Source organism: Kutzneria sp. 744 (genome assembly GCF_000568255.1).
Classification (GTDB): Bacteria; Actinomycetota; Actinomycetes; order Mycobacteriales; family Pseudonocardiaceae; genus Kutzneria.
Genome location: NZ_KK037166.1, coordinates 2,625,146 through 2,644,124 on the forward strand (window position 1 = coordinate 2,625,146; position 18,979 = coordinate 2,644,124).

At 68.0% G+C, this 18,979-nt stretch carries 18 protein-coding genes and 1 pseudogene; 14 read left to right on the forward strand and 5 right to left on the reverse strand.

Features of this window, described 5'->3' with window-relative positions:
- The 3 genes and pseudogenes from KUTG_RS11725 to KUTG_RS11735 form a co-directional block, all read left to right on the forward strand.
- Positions 1-508, forward strand: a pseudogene (locus tag KUTG_RS11725) (PrgI family protein); the annotation flags it as partial.
- Positions 505-2,457: a VirB4 family type IV secretion system protein gene (locus KUTG_RS11730; protein ID WP_043716779.1), complete on the forward strand. Its 1,953-nt coding sequence runs from the start codon at positions 505-507 to the stop codon at positions 2,455-2,457. The pseudogene KUTG_RS11725 and the gene KUTG_RS11730, both read left to right, overlap by 4 nt.
- Before the next feature lie 57 nt (positions 2,458-2,514).
- Complete coding sequence (locus tag KUTG_RS11735) at positions 2,515-5,124, forward strand: type IV secretion system DNA-binding domain-containing protein (RefSeq protein WP_043716781.1); 2,610 nt, start codon at positions 2,515-2,517, stop codon at positions 5,122-5,124.
- 39 nt (positions 5,125-5,163) lie between these two features.
- Here the strand turns inward: KUTG_RS11735 and KUTG_RS11740 are convergent, their stop codons facing one another.
- Complete coding sequence (locus KUTG_RS11740; RefSeq protein ID WP_043716782.1) at positions 5,164-5,799, reverse strand: hypothetical protein; 636 nt, start codon at positions 5,797-5,799, stop codon at positions 5,164-5,166.
- Between the two features lie 65 nt (positions 5,800-5,864).
- Between KUTG_RS11740 and KUTG_RS11745 the strand changes: the two genes are divergently transcribed.
- Genes KUTG_RS11745 through KUTG_RS11755 form a run of 3 tightly spaced genes read left to right on the forward strand, consistent with a single transcriptional unit; the run spans position 5,865 to position 8,210 of the window.
- Complete coding sequence (locus KUTG_RS11745; RefSeq protein ID WP_043716783.1) at positions 5,865-6,920, forward strand: replication-relaxation family protein; 1,056 nt, start codon at positions 5,865-5,867, stop codon at positions 6,918-6,920.
- 7 nt (positions 6,921-6,927) lie between these two features.
- Positions 6,928-7,248, forward strand: a complete 321-nt coding sequence (locus KUTG_RS11750) for a hypothetical protein (RefSeq protein ID WP_043716784.1) — start codon at positions 6,928-6,930, stop codon at positions 7,246-7,248.
- A complete protein-coding gene (locus KUTG_RS11755; RefSeq protein ID WP_157494472.1) occupies positions 7,245-8,210 on the forward strand; it encodes a C40 family peptidase in 966 nt (321 codons plus the stop codon). Before KUTG_RS11750 ends, KUTG_RS11755 begins: the two co-directional genes overlap by 4 nt.
- Here the strand turns inward: KUTG_RS11755 and KUTG_RS11760 are convergent.
- Together KUTG_RS11760 and KUTG_RS11765 are read right to left on the reverse strand one after the other, a co-directional pair.
- Positions 8,179-8,667, reverse strand: a complete 489-nt coding sequence (locus KUTG_RS11760) for a hypothetical protein (RefSeq protein WP_232240760.1) — start codon at positions 8,665-8,667, stop codon at positions 8,179-8,181. The two genes, KUTG_RS11755 and KUTG_RS11760, sit on opposite strands and share 32 nt — an antisense overlap.
- A 48-nt stretch (positions 8,668-8,715) precedes the next feature.
- Entirely contained in the window at positions 8,716-9,750 is a 1,035-nt protein-coding gene (locus tag KUTG_RS11765; protein ID WP_232240761.1) for a restriction system modified-DNA reader domain-containing protein, read from the reverse strand.
- Between the two features lie 173 nt (positions 9,751-9,923).
- Here KUTG_RS11765 and KUTG_RS11770 point away from each other — a divergent pair, with 173 nt between their 5' ends.
- Entirely contained in the window at positions 9,924-10,748 is an 825-nt protein-coding gene (locus KUTG_RS11770) for a hypothetical protein (RefSeq protein WP_043716787.1), read from the forward strand.
- Positions 10,749-10,949: 201 nt separating this feature from the next.
- Here the strand turns inward: KUTG_RS11770 and KUTG_RS11775 are convergent, their stop codons facing one another.
- A complete protein-coding gene (locus tag KUTG_RS11775; RefSeq protein ID WP_232240762.1) occupies positions 10,950-11,474 on the reverse strand; it encodes a hypothetical protein in 525 nt (174 codons plus the stop codon).
- A complete protein-coding gene (locus KUTG_RS63410; RefSeq protein ID WP_232240763.1) occupies positions 11,431-11,691 on the reverse strand; it encodes a hypothetical protein in 261 nt (86 codons plus the stop codon). Before KUTG_RS63410 ends, KUTG_RS11775 begins: the two co-directional genes overlap by 44 nt.
- A gap of 599 nt (positions 11,692-12,290) precedes the next feature.
- Here KUTG_RS63410 and KUTG_RS11780 point away from each other — a divergent pair.
- The 7 genes from KUTG_RS11780 to KUTG_RS11810 all read left to right on the forward strand — a co-directional run bounded on the left by KUTG_RS11780 (position 12,291) and on the right by KUTG_RS11810 (position 18,959).
- Complete coding sequence (locus tag KUTG_RS11780) at positions 12,291-13,424, forward strand: tyrosine-type recombinase/integrase (RefSeq protein WP_043716789.1); 1,134 nt, start codon at positions 12,291-12,293, stop codon at positions 13,422-13,424.
- Positions 13,421-13,762: a helix-turn-helix domain-containing protein gene (locus KUTG_RS11785; RefSeq protein ID WP_369794451.1), complete on the forward strand. Its 342-nt coding sequence runs from the start codon at positions 13,421-13,423 to the stop codon at positions 13,760-13,762. Before KUTG_RS11780 ends, KUTG_RS11785 begins: the two co-directional genes overlap by 4 nt.
- Positions 13,759-15,264 (forward strand): hypothetical protein, encoded by a 1,506-nt coding sequence (locus tag KUTG_RS11790; protein WP_052394355.1) that lies wholly within the window; start codon positions 13,759-13,761, stop codon positions 15,262-15,264. Before KUTG_RS11785 ends, KUTG_RS11790 begins: the two co-directional genes overlap by 4 nt.
- Positions 15,265-15,528: 264 nt before the next feature.
- Entirely contained in the window at positions 15,529-16,662 is a 1,134-nt protein-coding gene (locus KUTG_RS11795; protein ID WP_043716789.1) for a tyrosine-type recombinase/integrase, read from the forward strand.
- The gene (locus tag KUTG_RS11800; RefSeq protein WP_369794451.1) at positions 16,659-17,000 is read left to right on the forward strand and encodes a helix-turn-helix domain-containing protein; all 342 of its coding nucleotides are present in this window, start codon (positions 16,659-16,661) and stop codon (positions 16,998-17,000) included. The genes KUTG_RS11795 and KUTG_RS11800 overlap by 4 nt, the downstream gene beginning before the upstream one ends.
- Entirely contained in the window at positions 16,997-18,502 is a 1,506-nt protein-coding gene (locus KUTG_RS53275; RefSeq protein ID WP_052394356.1) for a hypothetical protein, read from the forward strand. Before KUTG_RS11800 ends, KUTG_RS53275 begins: the two co-directional genes overlap by 4 nt.
- Positions 18,503-18,506: 4 nt before the next feature.
- Positions 18,507-18,959, forward strand: a complete 453-nt coding sequence (locus KUTG_RS11810) for a hypothetical protein (protein WP_052394357.1) — start codon at positions 18,507-18,509, stop codon at positions 18,957-18,959.
- Positions 18,960-18,979 lie beyond the last annotated feature (20 nt).

An 18,979-nucleotide genomic window follows, 5' to 3' on the forward strand; every position in this document is an offset into this window, starting at 1 on the left:
GACCGACCTGCTGCGCCGGCAGGTGCTGCTGGTCCTGCGCGAGCCGATGAGCGCCACTGCCGCCCCGACCGACGGCCTCGGTGGACCCTCTCCACTGGCGGTGCTGACCGCGCTGGCGCGTGGGAAACGGCGCGCGAACACCGACACCGGTCGGGCGAGGGCCGGGGTGCGGCGTGCGGCGGAGTCGCGGCTGGTGCGGCGGCTCGGTGAGGCCGTCGAGCTGTTGGCGCCGGCCGGGATCGTGGTCACTCCGCTGGATGCCGGACAGGCCACCAGCGTGCTGGCCTCCGCCTGCAACCCCGACACGTTCCTGCCCCCGTCGGCGGGGCTGGCGGGGGCCGACGAGGTCATCACCACCTCTGGCGGCGGCGACCTGGGCGACGACGACCTCGCCGCCACCAGGTTCTGGCACGCCGACAGCCGCGGTGCCGCACCCGACCCGGACGACGACATCGACGACTGGGACTACGAGGACGACGACATCGACGACGAAGGGGGGCGGTCGTGAAGACCACCCGAGCACGAACCCGGCGCGGCCAACGCCGCCCGACCACCCGGCCCGCCTCCCGCGCCGCCGCGTTCACCCCCGACGCCCTCTCCGTCGGCGCCCGCCACCTGGAAGTCGGCAACGAATGGGTGTCCTCATTCGCCGTGACCGGCTTCCCGCGCGAGGTGCACCCCGGCTGGCTCGCCCCGCTACTGACCTACCCCGGCCGCCTGGACGTCGCGCTGCACGTAGAGCCGATCGACCCGGCCACCGCCGCCACCCGGCTCAAGAAACAGCTCGCCAAACTCGAGTCCGGGCGCCGGCACACCGCCGAGCACGGCCGCCTGTACGACCCGCAGGTCGAGGCCGCCACCGAAGACGCCTACGACCTGTCCTCCCGCGTCGCCCGCGGCGAGGGAAGACTGTTCCGCGTCGGCCTGTACCTCACGATCCACGCTCCGACCGAGCGGGCGCTGCACGACGAGGTGGGCGCGCTGCGATCACTGGCGGCGAGCCTGCTGCTCGACGCGAAGCACACCACCTACCGGTCGCTGCAGGGCTGGGTGTCGTGCCTGCCAATGGGCCTGGACCTCATCGGGATGCGGCGGACGTTCGACACCCGCGCGTTGTCGGCGGCGTTCCCGTTCACCTCGCCCGATTTGCCCGCGGCCGATCCGACGTCGGTCGCTGCACCTTCCGGGGTGCTCTACGGCTACAACGTCGGTAGCCAGGGCCTGGTGCACTGGGACCGATTCGGTGAGGGAATGCACAACCACAACAGCGTCATCCTCGGCCGCTCCGGCGCGGGCAAGAGCTACCTGGTCAAGCTCGAACTCCTACGCAGCTTGTACCGGGGCATCGAGATCGCCGTCGTCGACCCGGAAGACGAGTACGCGCGCCTGGCGAACGCGGTCGGCGGCACCTACGTCCACCTCGGCGCCGAAGGGGTGCGGCTCAACCCGTTCGACTTGCCCATCCACCGTACCGACGACGGCCGCCGCACAGCGCCGAAAGACGCCCTCGTGCGCCGGTCGCTGTTCCTGCACACCGTCATCGCCGTCCTGATCGGGGGTAAGCCGGACTCCGCAGAGCGGGCCGCGCTGGACCGCGCCATCGCCGCCACCTACCAATCCGTGGGGATCACCGCCGACCCACGCACCTGGACCCGTCCCTCGCCCACGTTGCGGACTTTGCGCGACCAGTTGACCGCCGCCGGCCACGCCGGCGACCGGGCCGCGACGGAGCTCGGCGCGAGGTTGCACCCGTTTGTGGAGGGCGCGTTCAAGCAGTTGTTCGACGGGCCAACCACGACCACTCCCGACGGGCATTTGATCGTGTTCAGCTTGCGCGACCTGCCTGACGAGTTGAAGGGCATCGGCACCCTGCTCACGTTGGACGCGGTGTGGCGGCGGGTGTCCAACCCGGCGATCCGTCGCCCGCGTCTGGTCGTGGTCGATGAGGCGTGGCTGCTGATGAAAGAGCGGTCCGGCGCGGAGTTCCTGTTCCGCATGGCCAAAGCCTCCCGCAAACACTGGGCCGGGTTGACCGTCGCCACCCAGGACACCGCTGATGTGCTCGGCAGTGACCTCGGCAAAGCCGTGGTGGCCAACGCGGCGACCCAGATCCTGCTGCGCCAGGCGTCCCAAGCCATCGACGAGATCAGCCAGACCTTCGACCTCTCGGCGGGAGAACGTCAGTTCCTGTTGTCGGCTGACAAGGGACAGGGCCTGCTCTCGGCCGGAACCCAGCGCGTGGCCTTTCAATCCATCGCCTCACCCACGGAGCATTTTCTCGTCACGAGCAACCCCGCCGAACTCGCCGGATACGCCGAGACGGCCGACATCGGTGACGCCGACGTCGAGCAGTCCTACGTCGACCTGGGCGGCGCCGACGACACGCCGCAGACCGGTGACGGTGACGAGTTCGGGTCTGCGGATGTCGACGAGCACGTCGTACTCGACGCCGCCTAACACCTCCCACTCTCTTGTCGGGAACGCAATTCCTCTTCTGGTGAAGGGACTTTCGTCATGCTCGCTGTGATACCCGCAGCCCTCAGCCACCCGCTGTCCACCGTCGCGTCGGCAGGTGCCGGGCCGGTGCCGACCGGCCTGTCCGGTGGCCTGCTTGGCCAGTACCTGCGCGATCCCCTGGGCACCCTGCTCGCGGTGCTCGTCCCGATCGGACAGTGGCTAGCCGTGTGGTGGCCCACCGTGTCGGTGTTCGTCGTGTTCTCGGCACTCGTGGTGCTCTCCGAGCGGCGCTGGCTGGCCGTGCGCCGGCACGCCGCTCTGGTCGCCGACGCCCGCCAGATCACCATCCTCGCCCCACCCACCGTCGACCCCGCGGGCGGAGCCGCGCTGTGGTCGAACCTCGTCGGCTTGCTCAGGCCTGCGTGGCGCCGCGCTTTCAGCGGCCAGCCGCATGTCGCCTGCGAGTACGTGTTCTCCGAGGCCGGGGTCGCCATTCGGCTGTGGGTGCCCGGCGTCATTCCGCCCGGCCTGGTGGAGCGCGCGGTGGAGGCCGCCTGGCCGGGCTCGCACACCCGTGTTGGCCCGGCCGAGCCGCCGCTGCCGCTGGCAGCGCAGGGACAGCGGCGGCTGGTCGTGGGTGGCGAGTTGCGTCTGGCCCGCAGCGAGGCGCTGCCGATCCGCACCGACTTCGACGCCGACCCGATCCGCGCCCTGATCGGCGCGCCCGTGGGGCTGGGGCGCGATGAGTATGCCTGCGTGCAGGTCCTGGCCCACCCGGTCACCGGCCGCCGCGTCGCGAAGGCGCGCCGGTCGGCGCGCCGGGTGCACACCGGCGGCTCCACTCGCCTGATCGGCCGACTGCTCGACCTCATCACTCCCGGTGTGAACGCCGGTCGTGGCCGGCAGACCACCAAGTCCGGGCAGCTCCACACCGATCCCCAGACGTCGCTGGAATACTCCGCGCAGAACCGGGCCATCGTCACCAAGCAGCGCGGCAGTCAGTACGAGACGGTCATCCGCTACGCGGTGGCCACCCTCCTGCCCGAGGACGCGGGCGAGCGGGTGATTCGCACGGCGCGGGATGTCGCCCGCGGCCGGGCGCACGCTCTCGCGGCCAGCTTCGCGTCCTACACCGAGCACAACCGCTACGGCCGCACACGCCTGCGCCATCCCGGCGCCGTGATCGACGAACGCCATTTGGGCAAGGGCGACCTGCTCTCGGTTGATGAACTGGCGGCGCTGGCGCACCTGCCCACCGACGAGTCGATCCCCGGCGTGCAGCGGGCCGGCGCCCGCGCGATCTCCCCACCGCCGGGCATTGCGACTCCCGGCCCGCAGGCCAAGCCGCTCGGGGTCACCGACACCGGCCACGAGCGCCCCGTCGCGCTGCGGGTCCCCGACGCGCGCCACCACCTGCACGTCATCGGCGCCACCGGCTCCGGCAAGTCCACCTTGCTGGGCAACATGATCCTGGCCGACGCCGAGGCCGGGCGCGGGATCGTACTTATCGATCCCAAGGGCGACCTCGTCACCGACGTGTTGTCTCGGCTGCCGCGCTCGGCGGCGGACCGGGTCGTGCTGTTCGATGCCGACTCGAAGTCCCGTCCGCCGTGCCTGAACCCCCTGGACGGAGGGGAGACCGATCTGACCGTCGACAACCTCGTGTCGGTGTTCCGCCGGGTGTACTCCGCGTTCTGGGGACCGCGCACCGACGACGTCATGCGCGCCGCCTGCCTGACGCTGCGCACCCAGGAAGGCGTCGCCACCCTGGCCGACCTGCCCAAGCTGTTGGTCGACGAGGCGTTCCGCTCACGTGTCACCGCTTGGGTCACCGACCCTGTCCTGCGCGGCTTTTGGACCTGGTATGAGGAACTCACCGACTCCAGCCGCAGCCAGGTGATCTCGCCGCTGATGAACAAGCTGCGCGCGTTCCTGCTGCGCCCCTTCGTCCGCGACGCCATCGCGGACGGCAACTCCACCGTGGATATGAGCGGTGTGCTTGACGGCGGCATCTGTCTTGTCCGCATTCCCAAGGGAAGTCTCGGAGAGGAGACCACGCGCCTGGTCGGGTCGCTGGTGGTCGCCCGCACCTGGCAGGCCACCACCGGACGCGCCCGAACCCCGCAACGCCAACGCAAAGACGCCTCCATGGTCATCGACGAGTGTCACAATTTCCTCAATTTGCCCTATCCGATCGAGGACATGCTGGCCGAGGCGCGCGGGTTCCGGGTCGCGATGACCCTGGCCCACCAGCACCTCGGACAGCTTCCCCGCGAACTACGGCAGGGCATGTCAACCAACGCTCGCAGCAAGATTTTCTTCAACGCCAGCCCGGAAGACTCCCGCGAGCTCTCGCGCCACACCGCACCCCGGTTGTCCGAGCACGACCTCGCACACCTGGGCGTCTACCACGCCGCCGTCCGCCTGGTCCTCAACGGCGAGGAAGCACAACCGTTCACCATGCGCACCCAGCCACTTCCGCCCGCGGTACCCGGTCGCGCACGGGAGATCCGTGTCATCGCTCGACAGACTATTCAAAACAACAGGGGCGAGCGACGCGCTGGCACCGCACCTCAACGGCCCGACGGACAGGCCGCGCCCCGTCCTAGCCAAAACAGGCAGTCAGGCGCGCGGACGCGCAGCGTGGACCCCCGTCGGTCCCCGTGACTCTCCGCTCTCCGCACGGTGGCGCCGCAATGTCCCGCCTCATTCCCACCAGTCAGGGCAATCCTCGTAGGGACTGTGATTGGTGCACGACAACCCGTGGAGCATCTCGATCGCAAGCACCGTGGATGTCTGCTGGAGCGCGAGGTCACCGCGCAATTCCCGCTCTGTGCAGAGTTCGCCGTCCATGGCGGTGACGACGGGAACCCACTCGCCACCGCCGGTGGCGTGGTCGGCCCAGGTGTAGCCGGTCTCGACAGTGTGGTGCACGGCTAGATTCCGCCACCACTGAGCTCGGACGATCTGGCGCACGTGCGACAGCCAAGCGATCTTGTCGGGACCTGGCAGCTTCTCGTAGATCTCCTTCAGCAGGCCACCGGCCATCTTCTTTCCAGGCTTCGCTTGTGGATCGACCTTGCGCAGAATTCGGCCGAGCACAGCTTCAGTCTCAGCCGCTTGGACCACGATCAGGCCGCGAAGACGTTGCATGCCGGACGTGTCATAGCCGCGGGGCTCGCCGCGTTCGTCTTCGCTCGGCCGCGAGTAGATGTCATCGCGGATGTCAGACCACTCGCGCACCCGCTCGCCGAACTGAGGCTTACACATGTTGCGTTTGTCGCGCCGCGCATCGTCGCGCAGATCATCCCACCGCGGCGGCGTCGGCTGCTGTTCTCCCACACAGAACAGTATCGCCGGGTCGCTGGATCGACACCACCGAAATCCACTTCTGGAAGGCGTACATCGTGATCACCAATCCCACTAAGCAACGCTCCCTGCGCGGCCACAAGCCCACCCGGCCGACCCCACGCATGGCTAACACCGCAGACCACCACGCACTGCTCGCCTGGCGACTGACGCCGCGGGACCGGTGGATCATCCGCATGGTCCATGAGCACCGCGTGCTCACCGCCCACCAGATCACCGCCCTCGCGTTCCCCTCCTTCCGGTCGGGCCGGATGCGGCTGCGGGAGCTGTTCCAGTGGGGCGTGGTCGATCGCTTCCAGCCGTTCGTCTCGGTCGGCACGGCGCCGATGCACTACGTGCTCGCACCCGCCGGCGCCGCCGTGCTGGCCGCCGAAGACGGCCTGGACGTCAAAGACCTCGGCTACCGGCACGACCGGGCCTTCGGCGTCGCCCACAGCCTGCGCCTGGCCCACACCGTCGGAGTCAACGAGTGGTTCACCGCCCTGGTCGACCACGCCCGCCACCCCGACCCCGGCGAGCACGCCACGCTGGAGGCATGGTGGGCCGAGGCCCGCTGCGCCCGCCACTTCGGCGATCTGATCAAACCCGACGCCTACGGACGCTGGAGCAGCCAGGGCCAGACCATCGAGTTCTTCCTGGAGTACGACTTCGGCACCGAGGTCCTGAGCAAACTCACCGGCAAGCTGACCGGATACGCGGCATTGGCCGAGGCCACCGGCATCACCACGCCGCTGCTGATCTGGGTGCCGACCTCACGGCGCGAGGCCACCGCCCGCCGGCTTCTCCAACGGGCCTGGCGTGAGCTCGACGACCCGGACTCGGTCCCTGTGGCCACCGCCGCGGCCGAGCTGCTCAATCCCGAAGCAGAGCACCCGAGTCCCGCCGACGAGGTGTGGCTGCCGCTCGACACTCACGGGATTACGCCGGTTCGGCGCGGTCTGCACCGGTTGCTGGAAGCCTGGCCGCACGTGCCGCCGCCGGTCACCGACCTCGACGACGACCACGGGGGCGCGGACTCGCTGGCGCTGATGGCCCCGGCGCCCGCGCCGATGCCGCCGGCGACCTCGCGCGGGCCGAGCACGAGCAGGCGGTGAGACGGGGATGGACGCGCCAGACTTCGCGATCTTCTACCCGCGACTGGCCGCCGACCTGCGGCGGATCGAGGTCGAGGAGATGCCGGGCTGGGTAGACACCCCGTACGGGCTACACCTGGCAGGGCATGTGTTGCCGGAGGTGGCATTCGCCACCGTCCTGTTCACCGCTGTCACCGTGTGGCTGGTGATCGGCGTGACCCGGTGGGACTGGGCGGCGTGGCTGTGGGTTCCCGCGACGGTGTGCGGGCTGCTGGTCTTGCGCGGGGCCCGCCGCATCGTGCGGTGCGCTCGCATCCAGTTCACCTATTGGCGGGCGGGCAGGCGATGATCGCGAAAGTCGGCATGGCCGCGATCGGCGTGATCATCCTCATCCCGCTGCTGATCGCCGCCGTGATGACCGGGGCGATCTCGACGATGCTCGGCAGCGGCAGCCAACCCAGCCAGAGCGCGCTGGACGACATCCCCCCGGACTACCTCGCCCTGTACCGGGCGGCGGCCGGGGTGTGCCCAGGGCTGGACTGGTCGATCCTCGCCGCTATCGGCAAGATCGAGACCAATCATGGCCGGTCTACGTTGCCGGGCGTTTCCAGTGGTGTCAATGCTTTTGGGGCTGGCGGTCAAATGCAGTTCCTGGAAGCCACTTTCGACAGCGTGGCGGCAAGGCATTCGATCCCGGCCGGTGGGGCGAGCCCGCCGTCGCGGTACAACCCGCACGACGCGATCTACGCCGCAGCCTTCTACTTGTGCGACAACGGAGCTGGACGCGGGGATCTGCACGCGGCGATCTTTGCCTACAACCACGCCGAGTGGTACGTGCAGGAAGTGTTGGACCAGGCCAAGAAGTACTCGGATGCTGCGGCGTCGGTAGGCACGGGTGACTGCAACGCGATCCAAGCCACCAACTCGGTTGCGTTGGCCGCAATCAACTATGCTTGTGGGCAAAGGGGATTGCCGTATGTGTGGGGCGGCAATGGCGGGGCCGACGGCGGATTCGACTGCTCCGGGCTCACCTCGGCAGCCTACAAGGCGGCCGGTGTCACACTACCCCGCACGGCGGACTCGCAGTTCCGGGCAGGGCCGCACGTGCCGGACGGGCATCCGCTGCTGCCCGGCGACCTCGTCTTCTACGGCAACGCCGCCGTCAACATCCACCACGTGGGGCTTTACATCGGTGGCGGGATGATGATCGACGCGCCGGATTTCGGGCAGGTCGTGAAAATCCAACCCTATCGGTACAAGGGAGACGACTATACGGGGGCTACCCGCCCGGCTGGTTCGGTTGCCCGGTAACGGGTTCCACGTCACCGACGGCCGCGCCCACCATAGCACTGAACGGGCGGCCGTCGGTGCCGAGGAGCAAGATGCGTTGGGTGAACAGCGGCGGCGTCACGCCGTCGAGGGCCACGATGTTGTGATAGCTGGCCAACTCGAACAGCGTAGAGGTCACCTCACGGATGGTGGTGCGGTCCGGGTCGGCCTCGACCGACAAGCCCTCAACCCTGACCTCCAAAACCCGCTGCTGCGGCAGGATCCCGATGACCGTGCGCACGCGGTCCGGGAGACCACCGTCCCGACGCAACTCGGCGATGTCCTCGCAGAGCCTGACGGCGGCTGACTCCAAGGTGTAGCCGGGGCCGATCCCAGCTCGTGCGCCCCATAGAACGAAACAATCCACGGTGGACTTAATGTTGGTCATGGCCAGCTCTCCTAGGCGGCCGAGTGTGCCGCACGGCGAGGCGATCACCATGCGGCACAGCCCGGTGTGAATGATAGAGGTGATGGGGCCGTGCGGGCATCAGTTCTTACGCCGTGCGTGAAGCTCCGTGCGCAAGTCCCCCAACGTGCGTCCGTCGGACGCCCGTCGGAACGCACCCCAACCGTTCTGATGGTTGCCGCCCAGGGCGGTAGTGGCACCAGATGGGTTTGCATACGCCCGACCATCAGCCACGACAAGTGCCCCGTCGGCCCGAATCCGCGCGGTGTGGCATACACCGAGGTTGCGGCGGTGCCAGACCACCTCATCGCCTGCCGTGACCATTCCAGCGTCGAGTAGTTCGATGACACCGCCGCGCGACCACTTCATCGGCGACGGAAAGACGGGCGGCGACGCGGCCTCGAACCCCGCAACCGACTCACTGAGATCACAGTGCAGTCTCATCACGGCGGCGGCAGTAGGCGCGACGATGTCCGGCCAGCTGTCGTCGACGCCGAACCACTGGCCGACTCGTTGCCAACGGCCGTGGTGAGCCAGCAGCATCTCAACATCGGCTACCTGGTCGCGGGGCAAGGGGCAGGTCGGACGAGTCAGGCGTACGACAACATCCCCGTCGTATGGATCGTCCGCCGGGGGCTGCTCACCGACCCATTGTCCGCCGAACAGGGCCACCTCGCCCGCGCGGTCGGTGTCGGTGTCGGTGTCGGTGTCGCCGATGATGTCCACCGCAAGCACGAGCATCGCCCACACGCCGTCCGGGGACCGCATCGGTGTGGGGCTGACCGACGCCGGGACCAGGATCAGGGCATCGGGCGGCAGCCCCTGCCAATCCCGTATCGACGCCGCGTCTTGCGGCCGTGACGGGCCGGTGGGCGCGTTGGCGTTTTTGGGTGTGGGTGCGGTGTGCGATCCGTCCACGGCCCCACCGGGAGCCAGGTCGACTACCTGGGGCGTGACGTTGTCGGTCGGCATATCTAGGTGCCCCTTCGGTTTCTGTGGCTGTTGTGGCCGATTGGCCGACCTGCATGGACGCTTCGTGCGACGGGGGTTGTCAATGCCGCTATGCGCGCCGGCGGTGAAATGGACCCATGTGGCGTAACGATTGCCCAGCTCCATGGCACGATCCACATGAGATGGTCGTCTTGTTTTCCCACACCGCTTGACTTCATGGGCCGAAGGAAGCGTCCATAGTGGTGTAGCCCGCACACACCGACAGCGCACCGGGGGCACACCTGCTCCGGCCGGGGCATGACCACCACCCGATCACGAAACGCGAATCGAGGGACGTCATGTCCAGCAAGACCCGCACCCGCACAACCGCCACCACCGACACGACGGTTTCCGGCAGCACGCTGCGGTCGGTCCCCAAGCAGGACACCGCCGGGGCGGGCCGCACGGATGCCGAAGACAAACTGTGGGAGGCGTTGCACGCCAACCCGTACAGCACCGCCGCCGACCTGTCCGGCGTGGCGAAGATCGGAAAGTCCACCGCCGCGAAGATCCTCGTCAAGTGGGCGGCCGACGGCAGCGTCACCCGTACCGCCGGGATCGCCGACGGCGGTCGACGCGCCGCCGACCTGTGGGCGATCACCGACATCGACGCCGCACCGGTCGACGACGCCCCGGCGGAAGACATCGACTCGGCGGGCACCGCCCAGACCGCCCCGGATAGCCCGGACGAGGCCACCATCACGCCCATCGAGAACGACGACACCCCACCGGTGAACGCCGAACCGACTGACGCCTCAGGCAACGAGGCCGAGAAGACCGACCCGGCGCAGGCCGAGCCAATCGCCCCCGAGGAGGCCGAGGCCTCAGATGGTGACGCGGAGACCGCCGCCGACACCGCGAAGGGCGGCAAGGAGAACGACAAGGACCGGTTGGCACCGGGCGCACTGCGCGGGATGGTCGAAGACTTCCTGCGCGACCACCCCGGAAAGGAATTCGGCCCGACCGCGATCGCCAAGGACCTGGGCGGGAAATCCTCGGGTGCGGTAAGCAACGCGCTGGACAAGCTCGCCGAGGACGGCGTCGCGGTGAAGACCCAGGACAAGCCGAGGCGCTTCGCGCTCACCCCGGCGGAGACGACGGCCGCACCCGCGCCGACGAACTAACCAAGCCCGCGCCCGAATGTGGTTGTGTCCCAACGTTGACACCGTTGGGACACAACCACATTCGCGTTCGCCTGATCACTAGCGCGACGCGATCACCGACATGCCGGTCGATTCCCCACCGCTGACCGACTATTCGCTGACCGCCCGACACCGCGTCGCCACGGGAAACCATGGGGGCGGCCACCGGACGCGGCGAATTCGTTACGCGCAGCGCGTCTGCGCTTGAGCGGCGAGATGAGCCCACCACGAGGCATCCTCCCCGACGGGCACAGCGACACCGAGCACGGCCAGCACCCGCAGGACGAAGACCTCGATGAACGAGATCTGGTTGCGCACGATCGATGCCATGGCCTCGATGTCGCCCGCAGCGTCGTCGAAAGCGCGATCAGCGGCCCGGTTGTCGTGGTCTGCCGCGCACAACGCCTCCAGCACGGATTCGGCGGCGACAGTCTGTCCGGCCTCGGCCGCCCACATGACGGCCTGCTCGGCGATCGCCGTCCTCGCCCTGGTGTCGGCGACCGCTGCCCGGCCCGCGCTGCCTGCTGGGGCGTTGAGCACCGTGATCCACCGGTGACCGCCGGGGCTGTCGGCCAACAGCAGCGCGGTGTCGCTGTCGTCCACGACCGCGATCAGGACCGGGGCGGCGGTGGCTTCGACCAGCGCGGCGGCCCAGCCGGGCGTGTTAGGGGGCGTGGCCGTCGACGGCGACAAGCTGCCACTGGTCATTGCGACGGCCGACGAGTTCGACATCGTGTCCGGCCAGCGGGTCGAGGTCGGTCATCGGCCCGCCGGGGTGCGGGCGAGGAGGAGTGATCCAGTGAAGCCCATGACGAAGCCTTTCGTTGCGGGTGGTCAGCGCGGTGGCAAGACTCTTTTCGTGCGGGAATCCCGGCGTCATCGTTGGCGCATAGAAAGCCGTCCGTACGGTCAGAATTCCCGCCATGAGCGCCGACAATTCGCACAGGTCAGCGCCCCGGTCGGGCGTCGGGATACGGGAACGGCAATAGTAAAGGCGAGGGCGAAGCGAAAGGAAAGGAGGAACAAAAATAGAAAGGAAAATTGGGGATATAGAGAAGGTGAGAGAAGAAACAAACAGGAGATAATGAAGGGCAAGAGGACGCTGGCCAGCGAGCCTGCCCCCGATGTGTCTTCCGGCTTGCGGACAAGCGAGTCTGGGATACCAACGGATCCCCCTATGTGGTCGGTTACCTGCGTCTTCACAGGCCGCAGGGGGTGGTCCTCTAACGTGACCCCGCGTATGAACCCCATCATGATCCCCCGTGTGAACCCCTAACGGAACTAGCAAGGATCGCATCTGATGCGATCCTGAGTCAGCTTGGAACCAGTCGGCGATGCTGTTGTCGGAAGATGGCTTCTACCTGTGTGGCAAGAGTCGTCTGACAGGCCGATGGCGCTCGTGACGGCTCGGCTGGGCCGAGGGTCTGGTTGGCTACTTGTGTCGCCTTCTAGCTGCTGATTTGCGCGGTGGGTCGCATTCGATGCGAAGATGTCGCATCTGATGCGAGCGGTGGAAGGTGACTGGTGACCGAGGCAGAGCGGCCGACGGCGGGCGCGACAGCGCTGCAGCTGATCGACGGCGTGGTGTTCCTGCGGCCGGAGGAACAGGTTTTCGAGGCGATGCTGACCGGTTGGGGGCGCCAGCAGGCGGCGCGGAACCTCGCTTCCTCGACTATCGCGAACCGGGACAAGAGAGTGCGTGGCTTCGTCGAGCACGTCAATGCCTTCCCCTGGCAGTGGAGTGCCGCGATGGTCGACGAATGGTGCGCCGACCTGCGCGGCATCAAAGGAGTGAGCCGCTCGAGCTTGCGGACCTACCAGCAGGCCCTGAGGCTGTTTTGTCACTACCTGACCGACCCCGTCTACGGATGGGCCGGCGAATGCGAGCGGCGCTTCGGCACACACCCGGTGCAGGTGTGCCACGAGTGGAACACCGCGGTGCACGTGCAGGACAACGAGTCCGAGCCGGCGAAACGGGCGTTCACCTTGGATGAGATCCAGGCGTTCTTCGACTACGCCGACGACGCGGTCCTGCGGGTGCGCGACGCCGGCCGCAAAGGATGGCTGGCGGCGTTCCGCGACGCCACCATGTTCAAGGTCGCCTATGCCTTTGGCCTGCGCCGCACCGAGACGCGGATGCTGGACACCGCCGACCTCGCGACCAACCCGCACGCCCGCGAGTTCGGCGAGTACGGCGTGCTGCACGTGCGGTTCGGCAAGGCCAAACCCGGCAGCCCGCCCAAGCGGCGCAGCGTGCTGACCGTGTGGGACTGGTCGGTGGACGTGCTGGAGGAGTGGATCACCGAGATCCGGCCGCGCATGGCCCATGCGTCCAGTCCCGCGTTGTGGCCCTCGGAGCAGTCCAAGCGCATCAGCGGCGCGGCGCTCAACGCTCGCTTCGCCACCTACCGCGACGCGCTGGGCCTGGAGCCCGGCCTGGACTTCCACTCGCTGCGCCGCTCGTATGTCACCCACCTGATCGAGGCCGGCTGGGACCCGTTCTTCGTCCAGCAGCAGGTCGGTCACGAACACTCGTCCACCACCTCCATCTACACCTGCGTCTCCTCGGACTTCCGCACCCGCACCCTGCGGCGCAGCCTGGATGACACCCTTGCCGCGGCACTGAAATCGCCCACCGACGGCGGGAGCGCACGATGAACGCGATGAAGCGGCGGGTCAGCTACGACTGGCGGCTGCGGGACCTGATGGCCGATCACGGCATGTTCTCCACCACTGAGCTCGTCCCGCTGCTGCGCGATCGCGGAGTCGAGTTGTCGGTCTCGCAGGTCCATCGCCTGGTCACCGGCACTCCGGAACGGCTGTCGCTCACGGTGCTGGCTGCCTTGTGTGACATCTTCGAGTGCAGCCCCGCCGAGCTGATCCGCACCGAGGCCGCCAACCTCACCCGCCGCACTGCCACCGGCACGGCCGGAACGGCCACACCGCCAGCTACGGGAGCGCTACGGCCCACGCGCGCTCGCATCCGTCCACAGTGACTCCGCGAACCCGAGCGCAGTGCGGCGACACGCCTCTCGCCGACAGCAAGTGCGTGCGCTGCGACCGCTACTCTCAGCCCGCTGTCCGTTGGGAGGGGCCGGTCTGCCGCCCCTGCATCAAACGCGCAACCCGCAACCGAGGCTGCTGCCCGCACTGCGGGAACCACCGGCTGCTGCCCGGCCGGGACGACACCGGCCACCCGATTTGCCGCGACTGCGCGGGCATCGCCCGCTCGTTCTTCTGCCGCCGCTGCCATCACGAGGGACTCCTGGTCAGTGACAAGCTCTGCGAACGCTGCACCCTCACCGACCGCCTCACCACGGTGCTCGACGACGGCACCGGCCAGCCCCGCGCGGAACTGCTGCCGCTGCTGGACAAGCTGCGCCTGACCGACACGCCACACAGCGGACTGACCTGGCTGGACAAACCCGGCACCGCCGACCTGCTCACCGCACTTGCTACCGGTGCCACCGCGATCAGCCACGACGCCCTGGCCGCCCATCCGGCCTGGCGCAAAGCCACCTACCTGCGTGAGTTGCTGATCGCCTGCGGCATCCTCCCGCCGATCGACAAACAGCTCATGCTCTTCCAACGCTGGCTCGACACCCAGCTCGACGCCGTCGCCGACGCCGAACAACGGGCTCTTCTGCAGCGCTTCGCCACCTGGAACGAACTGCGGCGCCTGCGCCACAAGGCCGAGCAGGCGCCGTTGAGCCCAGCGACCATCCGCGGCTCTCGCGAACGCGTCCGCCAAGCTGCCGCGCTGCTCAACTGGCTCGACATCAGCGGGCACACCCTCGCCACCTGCCCGCAGCCCGCGCTGGACACGTGGCTCGCGACCAACCCTCAGACCCGAAAGCCCGCCACCGCGTTCCTGCGCTGGGCCGGCCAAGCCACGCTCATGCCCCGCCGTCGCCTCACCAGGGCGCCACTGCCCGCCGCCACCATCCAGCCGCGCCGACAGCAGCACGAACTGATCAACGCTTTGGTCACCAGCGACGAGTGGCCACTGCGTGAACGTCTCATCGCGCTGCTGGTGCTGCTCTACGCCCAGCCGCTCAGCAGGATCACCCGCCTGCGACGCACCGACATCTCGATCATCGGCCCCGACGTCTTCATCCGGCTCGGCGACCCGCCCGCTCCGCTGCCGCCACCGCTGGACGACATGACCCGTCAACTCCTCGAGCACCGCAACACCTACCGAGGGCCCAACGCAAACACCGACTGGCTCTTCCCCGGAAAACGTCCCGAGCAGCCCATCAACTCCAAGACACTCAACAACCGCTTCTCCAAACTCGGGATACCGATCCAGCTGGGCCGAACCACCGGCTTGCGGGAACTGCTGCACACCACGCCCAGCCCCGTGGTCGCCTCCATGCTCGGAATCCACCCCGGCACCACCGCACGAATAGCGGCCGAGGAAGGCATCACATGGAGCCGCTACGTCAGCCGTCGATCGAACCAAAACGGGCGTCACGACACGAGAATCCATGACAGTTGAAAACATGAGTTCACCAGTAAACTAGCAAGGATCGCATCTGATGCGATCCTGAGTCAGCTTGGAACCAGTCGGCGATGCTGTTGTCGGAAGATGGCTTCTACCTGTGTGGCAAGAGTCGTCTGACAGGCCGATGGCGCTCGTGACGGCTCGGCTGGGCCGAGGGTCTGGTTGGCTACTTGTGTCGCCTTCTAGCTGCTGATTTGCGCGGTGGGTCGCATTCGATGCGAAGATGTCGCATCTGATGCGAGCGGTGGAAGGTGACTGGTGACCGAGGCAGAGCGGCCGACGGCGGGCGCGACAGCGCTGCAGCTGATCGACGGCGTGGTGTTCCTGCGGCCGGAGGAACAGGTTTTCGAGGCGATGCTGACCGGTTGGGGGCGCCAGCAGGCGGCGCGGAACCTCGCTTCCTCGACTATCGCGAACCGGGACAAGAGAGTGCGTGGCTTCGTCGAGCACGTCAATGCCTTCCCCTGGCAGTGGAGTGCCGCGATGGTCGACGAATGGTGCGCCGACCTGCGCGGCATCAAAGGAGTGAGCCGCTCGAGCTTGCGGACCTACCAGCAGGCCCTGAGGCTGTTTTGTCACTACCTGACCGACCCCGTCTACGGATGGGCCGGCGAATGCGAGCGGCGCTTCGGCACACACCCGGTGCAGGTGTGCCACGAGTGGAACACCGCGGTGCACGTGCAGGACAACGAGTCCGAGCCGGCGAAACGGGCGTTCACCTTGGATGAGATCCAGGCGTTCTTCGACTACGCCGACGACGCGGTCCTGCGGGTGCGCGACGCCGGCCGCAAAGGATGGCTGGCGGCGTTCCGCGACGCCACCATGTTCAAGGTCGCCTATGCCTTTGGCCTGCGCCGCACCGAGACGCGGATGCTGGACACCGCCGACCTCGCGACCAACCCGCACGCCCGCGAGTTCGGCGAGTACGGCGTGCTGCACGTGCGGTTCGGCAAGGCCAAACCCGGCAGCCCGCCCAAGCGGCGCAGCGTGCTGACCGTGTGGGACTGGTCGGTGGACGTGCTGGAGGAGTGGATCACCGAGATCCGGCCGCGCATGGCCCATGCGTCCAGTCCCGCGTTGTGGCCCTCGGAGCAGTCCAAGCGCATCAGCGGCGCGGCGCTCAACGCTCGCTTCGCCACCTACCGCGACGCGCTGGGCCTGGAGCCCGGCCTGGACTTCCACTCGCTGCGCCGCTCGTATGTCACCCACCTGATCGAGGCCGGCTGGGACCCGTTCTTCGTCCAGCAGCAGGTCGGTCACGAACACTCGTCCACCACCTCCATCTACACCTGCGTCTCCTCGGACTTCCGCACCCGCACCCTGCGGCGCAGCCTGGATGACACCCTTGCCGCGGCACTGAAATCGCCCACCGACGGCGGGAGCGCACGATGAACGCGATGAAGCGGCGGGTCAGCTACGACTGGCGGCTGCGGGACCTGATGGCCGATCACGGCATGTTCTCCACCACTGAGCTCGTCCCGCTGCTGCGCGATCGCGGAGTCGAGTTGTCGGTCTCGCAGGTCCATCGCCTGGTCACCGGCACTCCGGAACGGCTGTCGCTCACGGTGCTGGCTGCCTTGTGTGACATCTTCGAGTGCAGCCCCGCCGAGCTGATCCGCACCGAGGCCGCCAACCTCACCCGCCGCACTGCCACCGGCACGGCCGGAACGGCCACACCGCCAGCTACGGGAGCGCTACGGCCCACGCGCGCTCGCATCCGTCCACAGTGACTCCGCGAACCCGAGCGCAGTGCGGCGACACGCCTCTCGCCGACAGCAAGTGCGTGCGCTGCGACCGCTACTCTCAGCCCGCTGTCCGTTGGGAGGGGCCGGTCTGCCGCCCCTGCATCAAACGCGCAACCCGCAACCGAGGCTGCTGCCCGCACTGCGGGAACCACCGGCTGCTGCCCGGCCGGGACGACACCGGCCACCCGATTTGCCGCGACTGCGCGGGCATCGCCCGCTCGTTCTTCTGCCGCCGCTGCCATCACGAGGGACTCCTGGTCAGTGACAAGCTCTGCGAACGCTGCACCCTCACCGACCGCCTCACCACGGTGCTCGACGACGGCACCGGCCAGCCCCGCGCGGAACTGCTGCCGCTGCTGGACAAGCTGCGCCTGACCGACACGCCACACAGCGGACTGACCTGGCTGGACAAACCCGGCACCGCCGACCTGCTCACCGCACTTGCTACCGGTGCCACCGCGATCAGCCACGACGCCCTGGCCGCCCATCCGGCCTGGCGCAAAGCCACCTATCTCCGTGAGTTGCTGATCGTCTGCGGCATCCTCCCGCCGATCGACAAACAGCTCATGCTCTTCCAACGCTGGCTCGACACCCAGCTCGACGCCGTCGCTGACGCCGAACACCGGGCTCTTCTGCAGCGCTTCGCCACCTGGAACGAACTGCGGCGCCTGCGTCACAAGGCCGAGCAGGCGCCGTTGAGCCCAGCGACCATCCGCGGCTCTCGCGAACGCGTCCGCCAAGCTGCCGCGCTGCTCAACTGGCTCGACATCAGCGGGCACACCCTCGCCACCTGCCCGCAGCCCGCGCTGGACACGTGGCTCGCGACCAACCCTCAGACCCGAAAGCCCGCCACCGCGTTCCTGCGCTGGGCCGGCCAAGCCACGCTCATGCCCCGCCGTCGCCTCACCAGGGCGCCACTGCCCGCCGCCACCATCCAGCCGCGCCGACAGCAGCACGAACTGATCAACGCTTTGGTCACCAGCGACGAGTGGCCACTGCGTGAACGTCTCATCGCGCTGCTGGTGCTGCTCTACGCCCAGCCGCTCAGCAGGATCACCCGCCTGCGACGCACCGACATCTCGATCATCGGCCCCGACGTCTTCATCCGGCTCGGCGACCCGCCCGCTCCGCTGCCGCCACCGCTGGACGACATGACCCGTCAACTCCTCGAGCACCGCAATACCTACCGAGGGCCCAACGCAAACACCGACTGGCTCTTCCCCGGAAAACGTCCCGAGCAGCCCATCAACTCCAAGACACTCAACAACCGCTTCTCCAAACTCGGGATACCGATCCAGCTGGGCCGAACCACCGGCTTGCGGGAACTGCTGCACACCACACCCAGCCCCGTGGTCGCCTCCATGCTCGGAATCCACCCCGGCACCACCGCACGAATAGCGGCCGAGGAAGGCATCACATGGAGCCGCTACGCCAGCCGTCGACCGACCCAAAACGGGCGTCACGACACGAGAATCCATGACAGTTGAAAACATGAGTTCGCTCAGCAGGATCACCCGCCTGCGACGCACCGACATCTCGATCATCGGCCCCGACGTCTTCATCCGGCTCGGCGACCCGCCCGCTCCGCTGCCGCCACCGCTGGACGACATGACCCGTCAACTCCTCGAGCACCGCAACACCTACCGAGGCCCCAACGCAAACACCGACTGGCTCTTCCCCGGAAAACGTCCCGAGCAGCCCATCAACTCCAAGACACTCAACAACCGCTTCTCCAAACTCGGGATACCGATCCAGCTGGGCCGAACCACCGGCTTGCGGGAACTGCTGCACACCACACCCAGCCCCGTGGTCGCCTCCATGCTCGGAATCCACCCCGGCACCACCGCACGAATAGCGGCCGAGGAAGGCATCACATGGAGCCGCTACGCCAGCCGTCGACCGACCCAAAACGGGCGTCACGACACGAGAATCCATGACAGTTGAAAACATGAGTTCACCAGTAA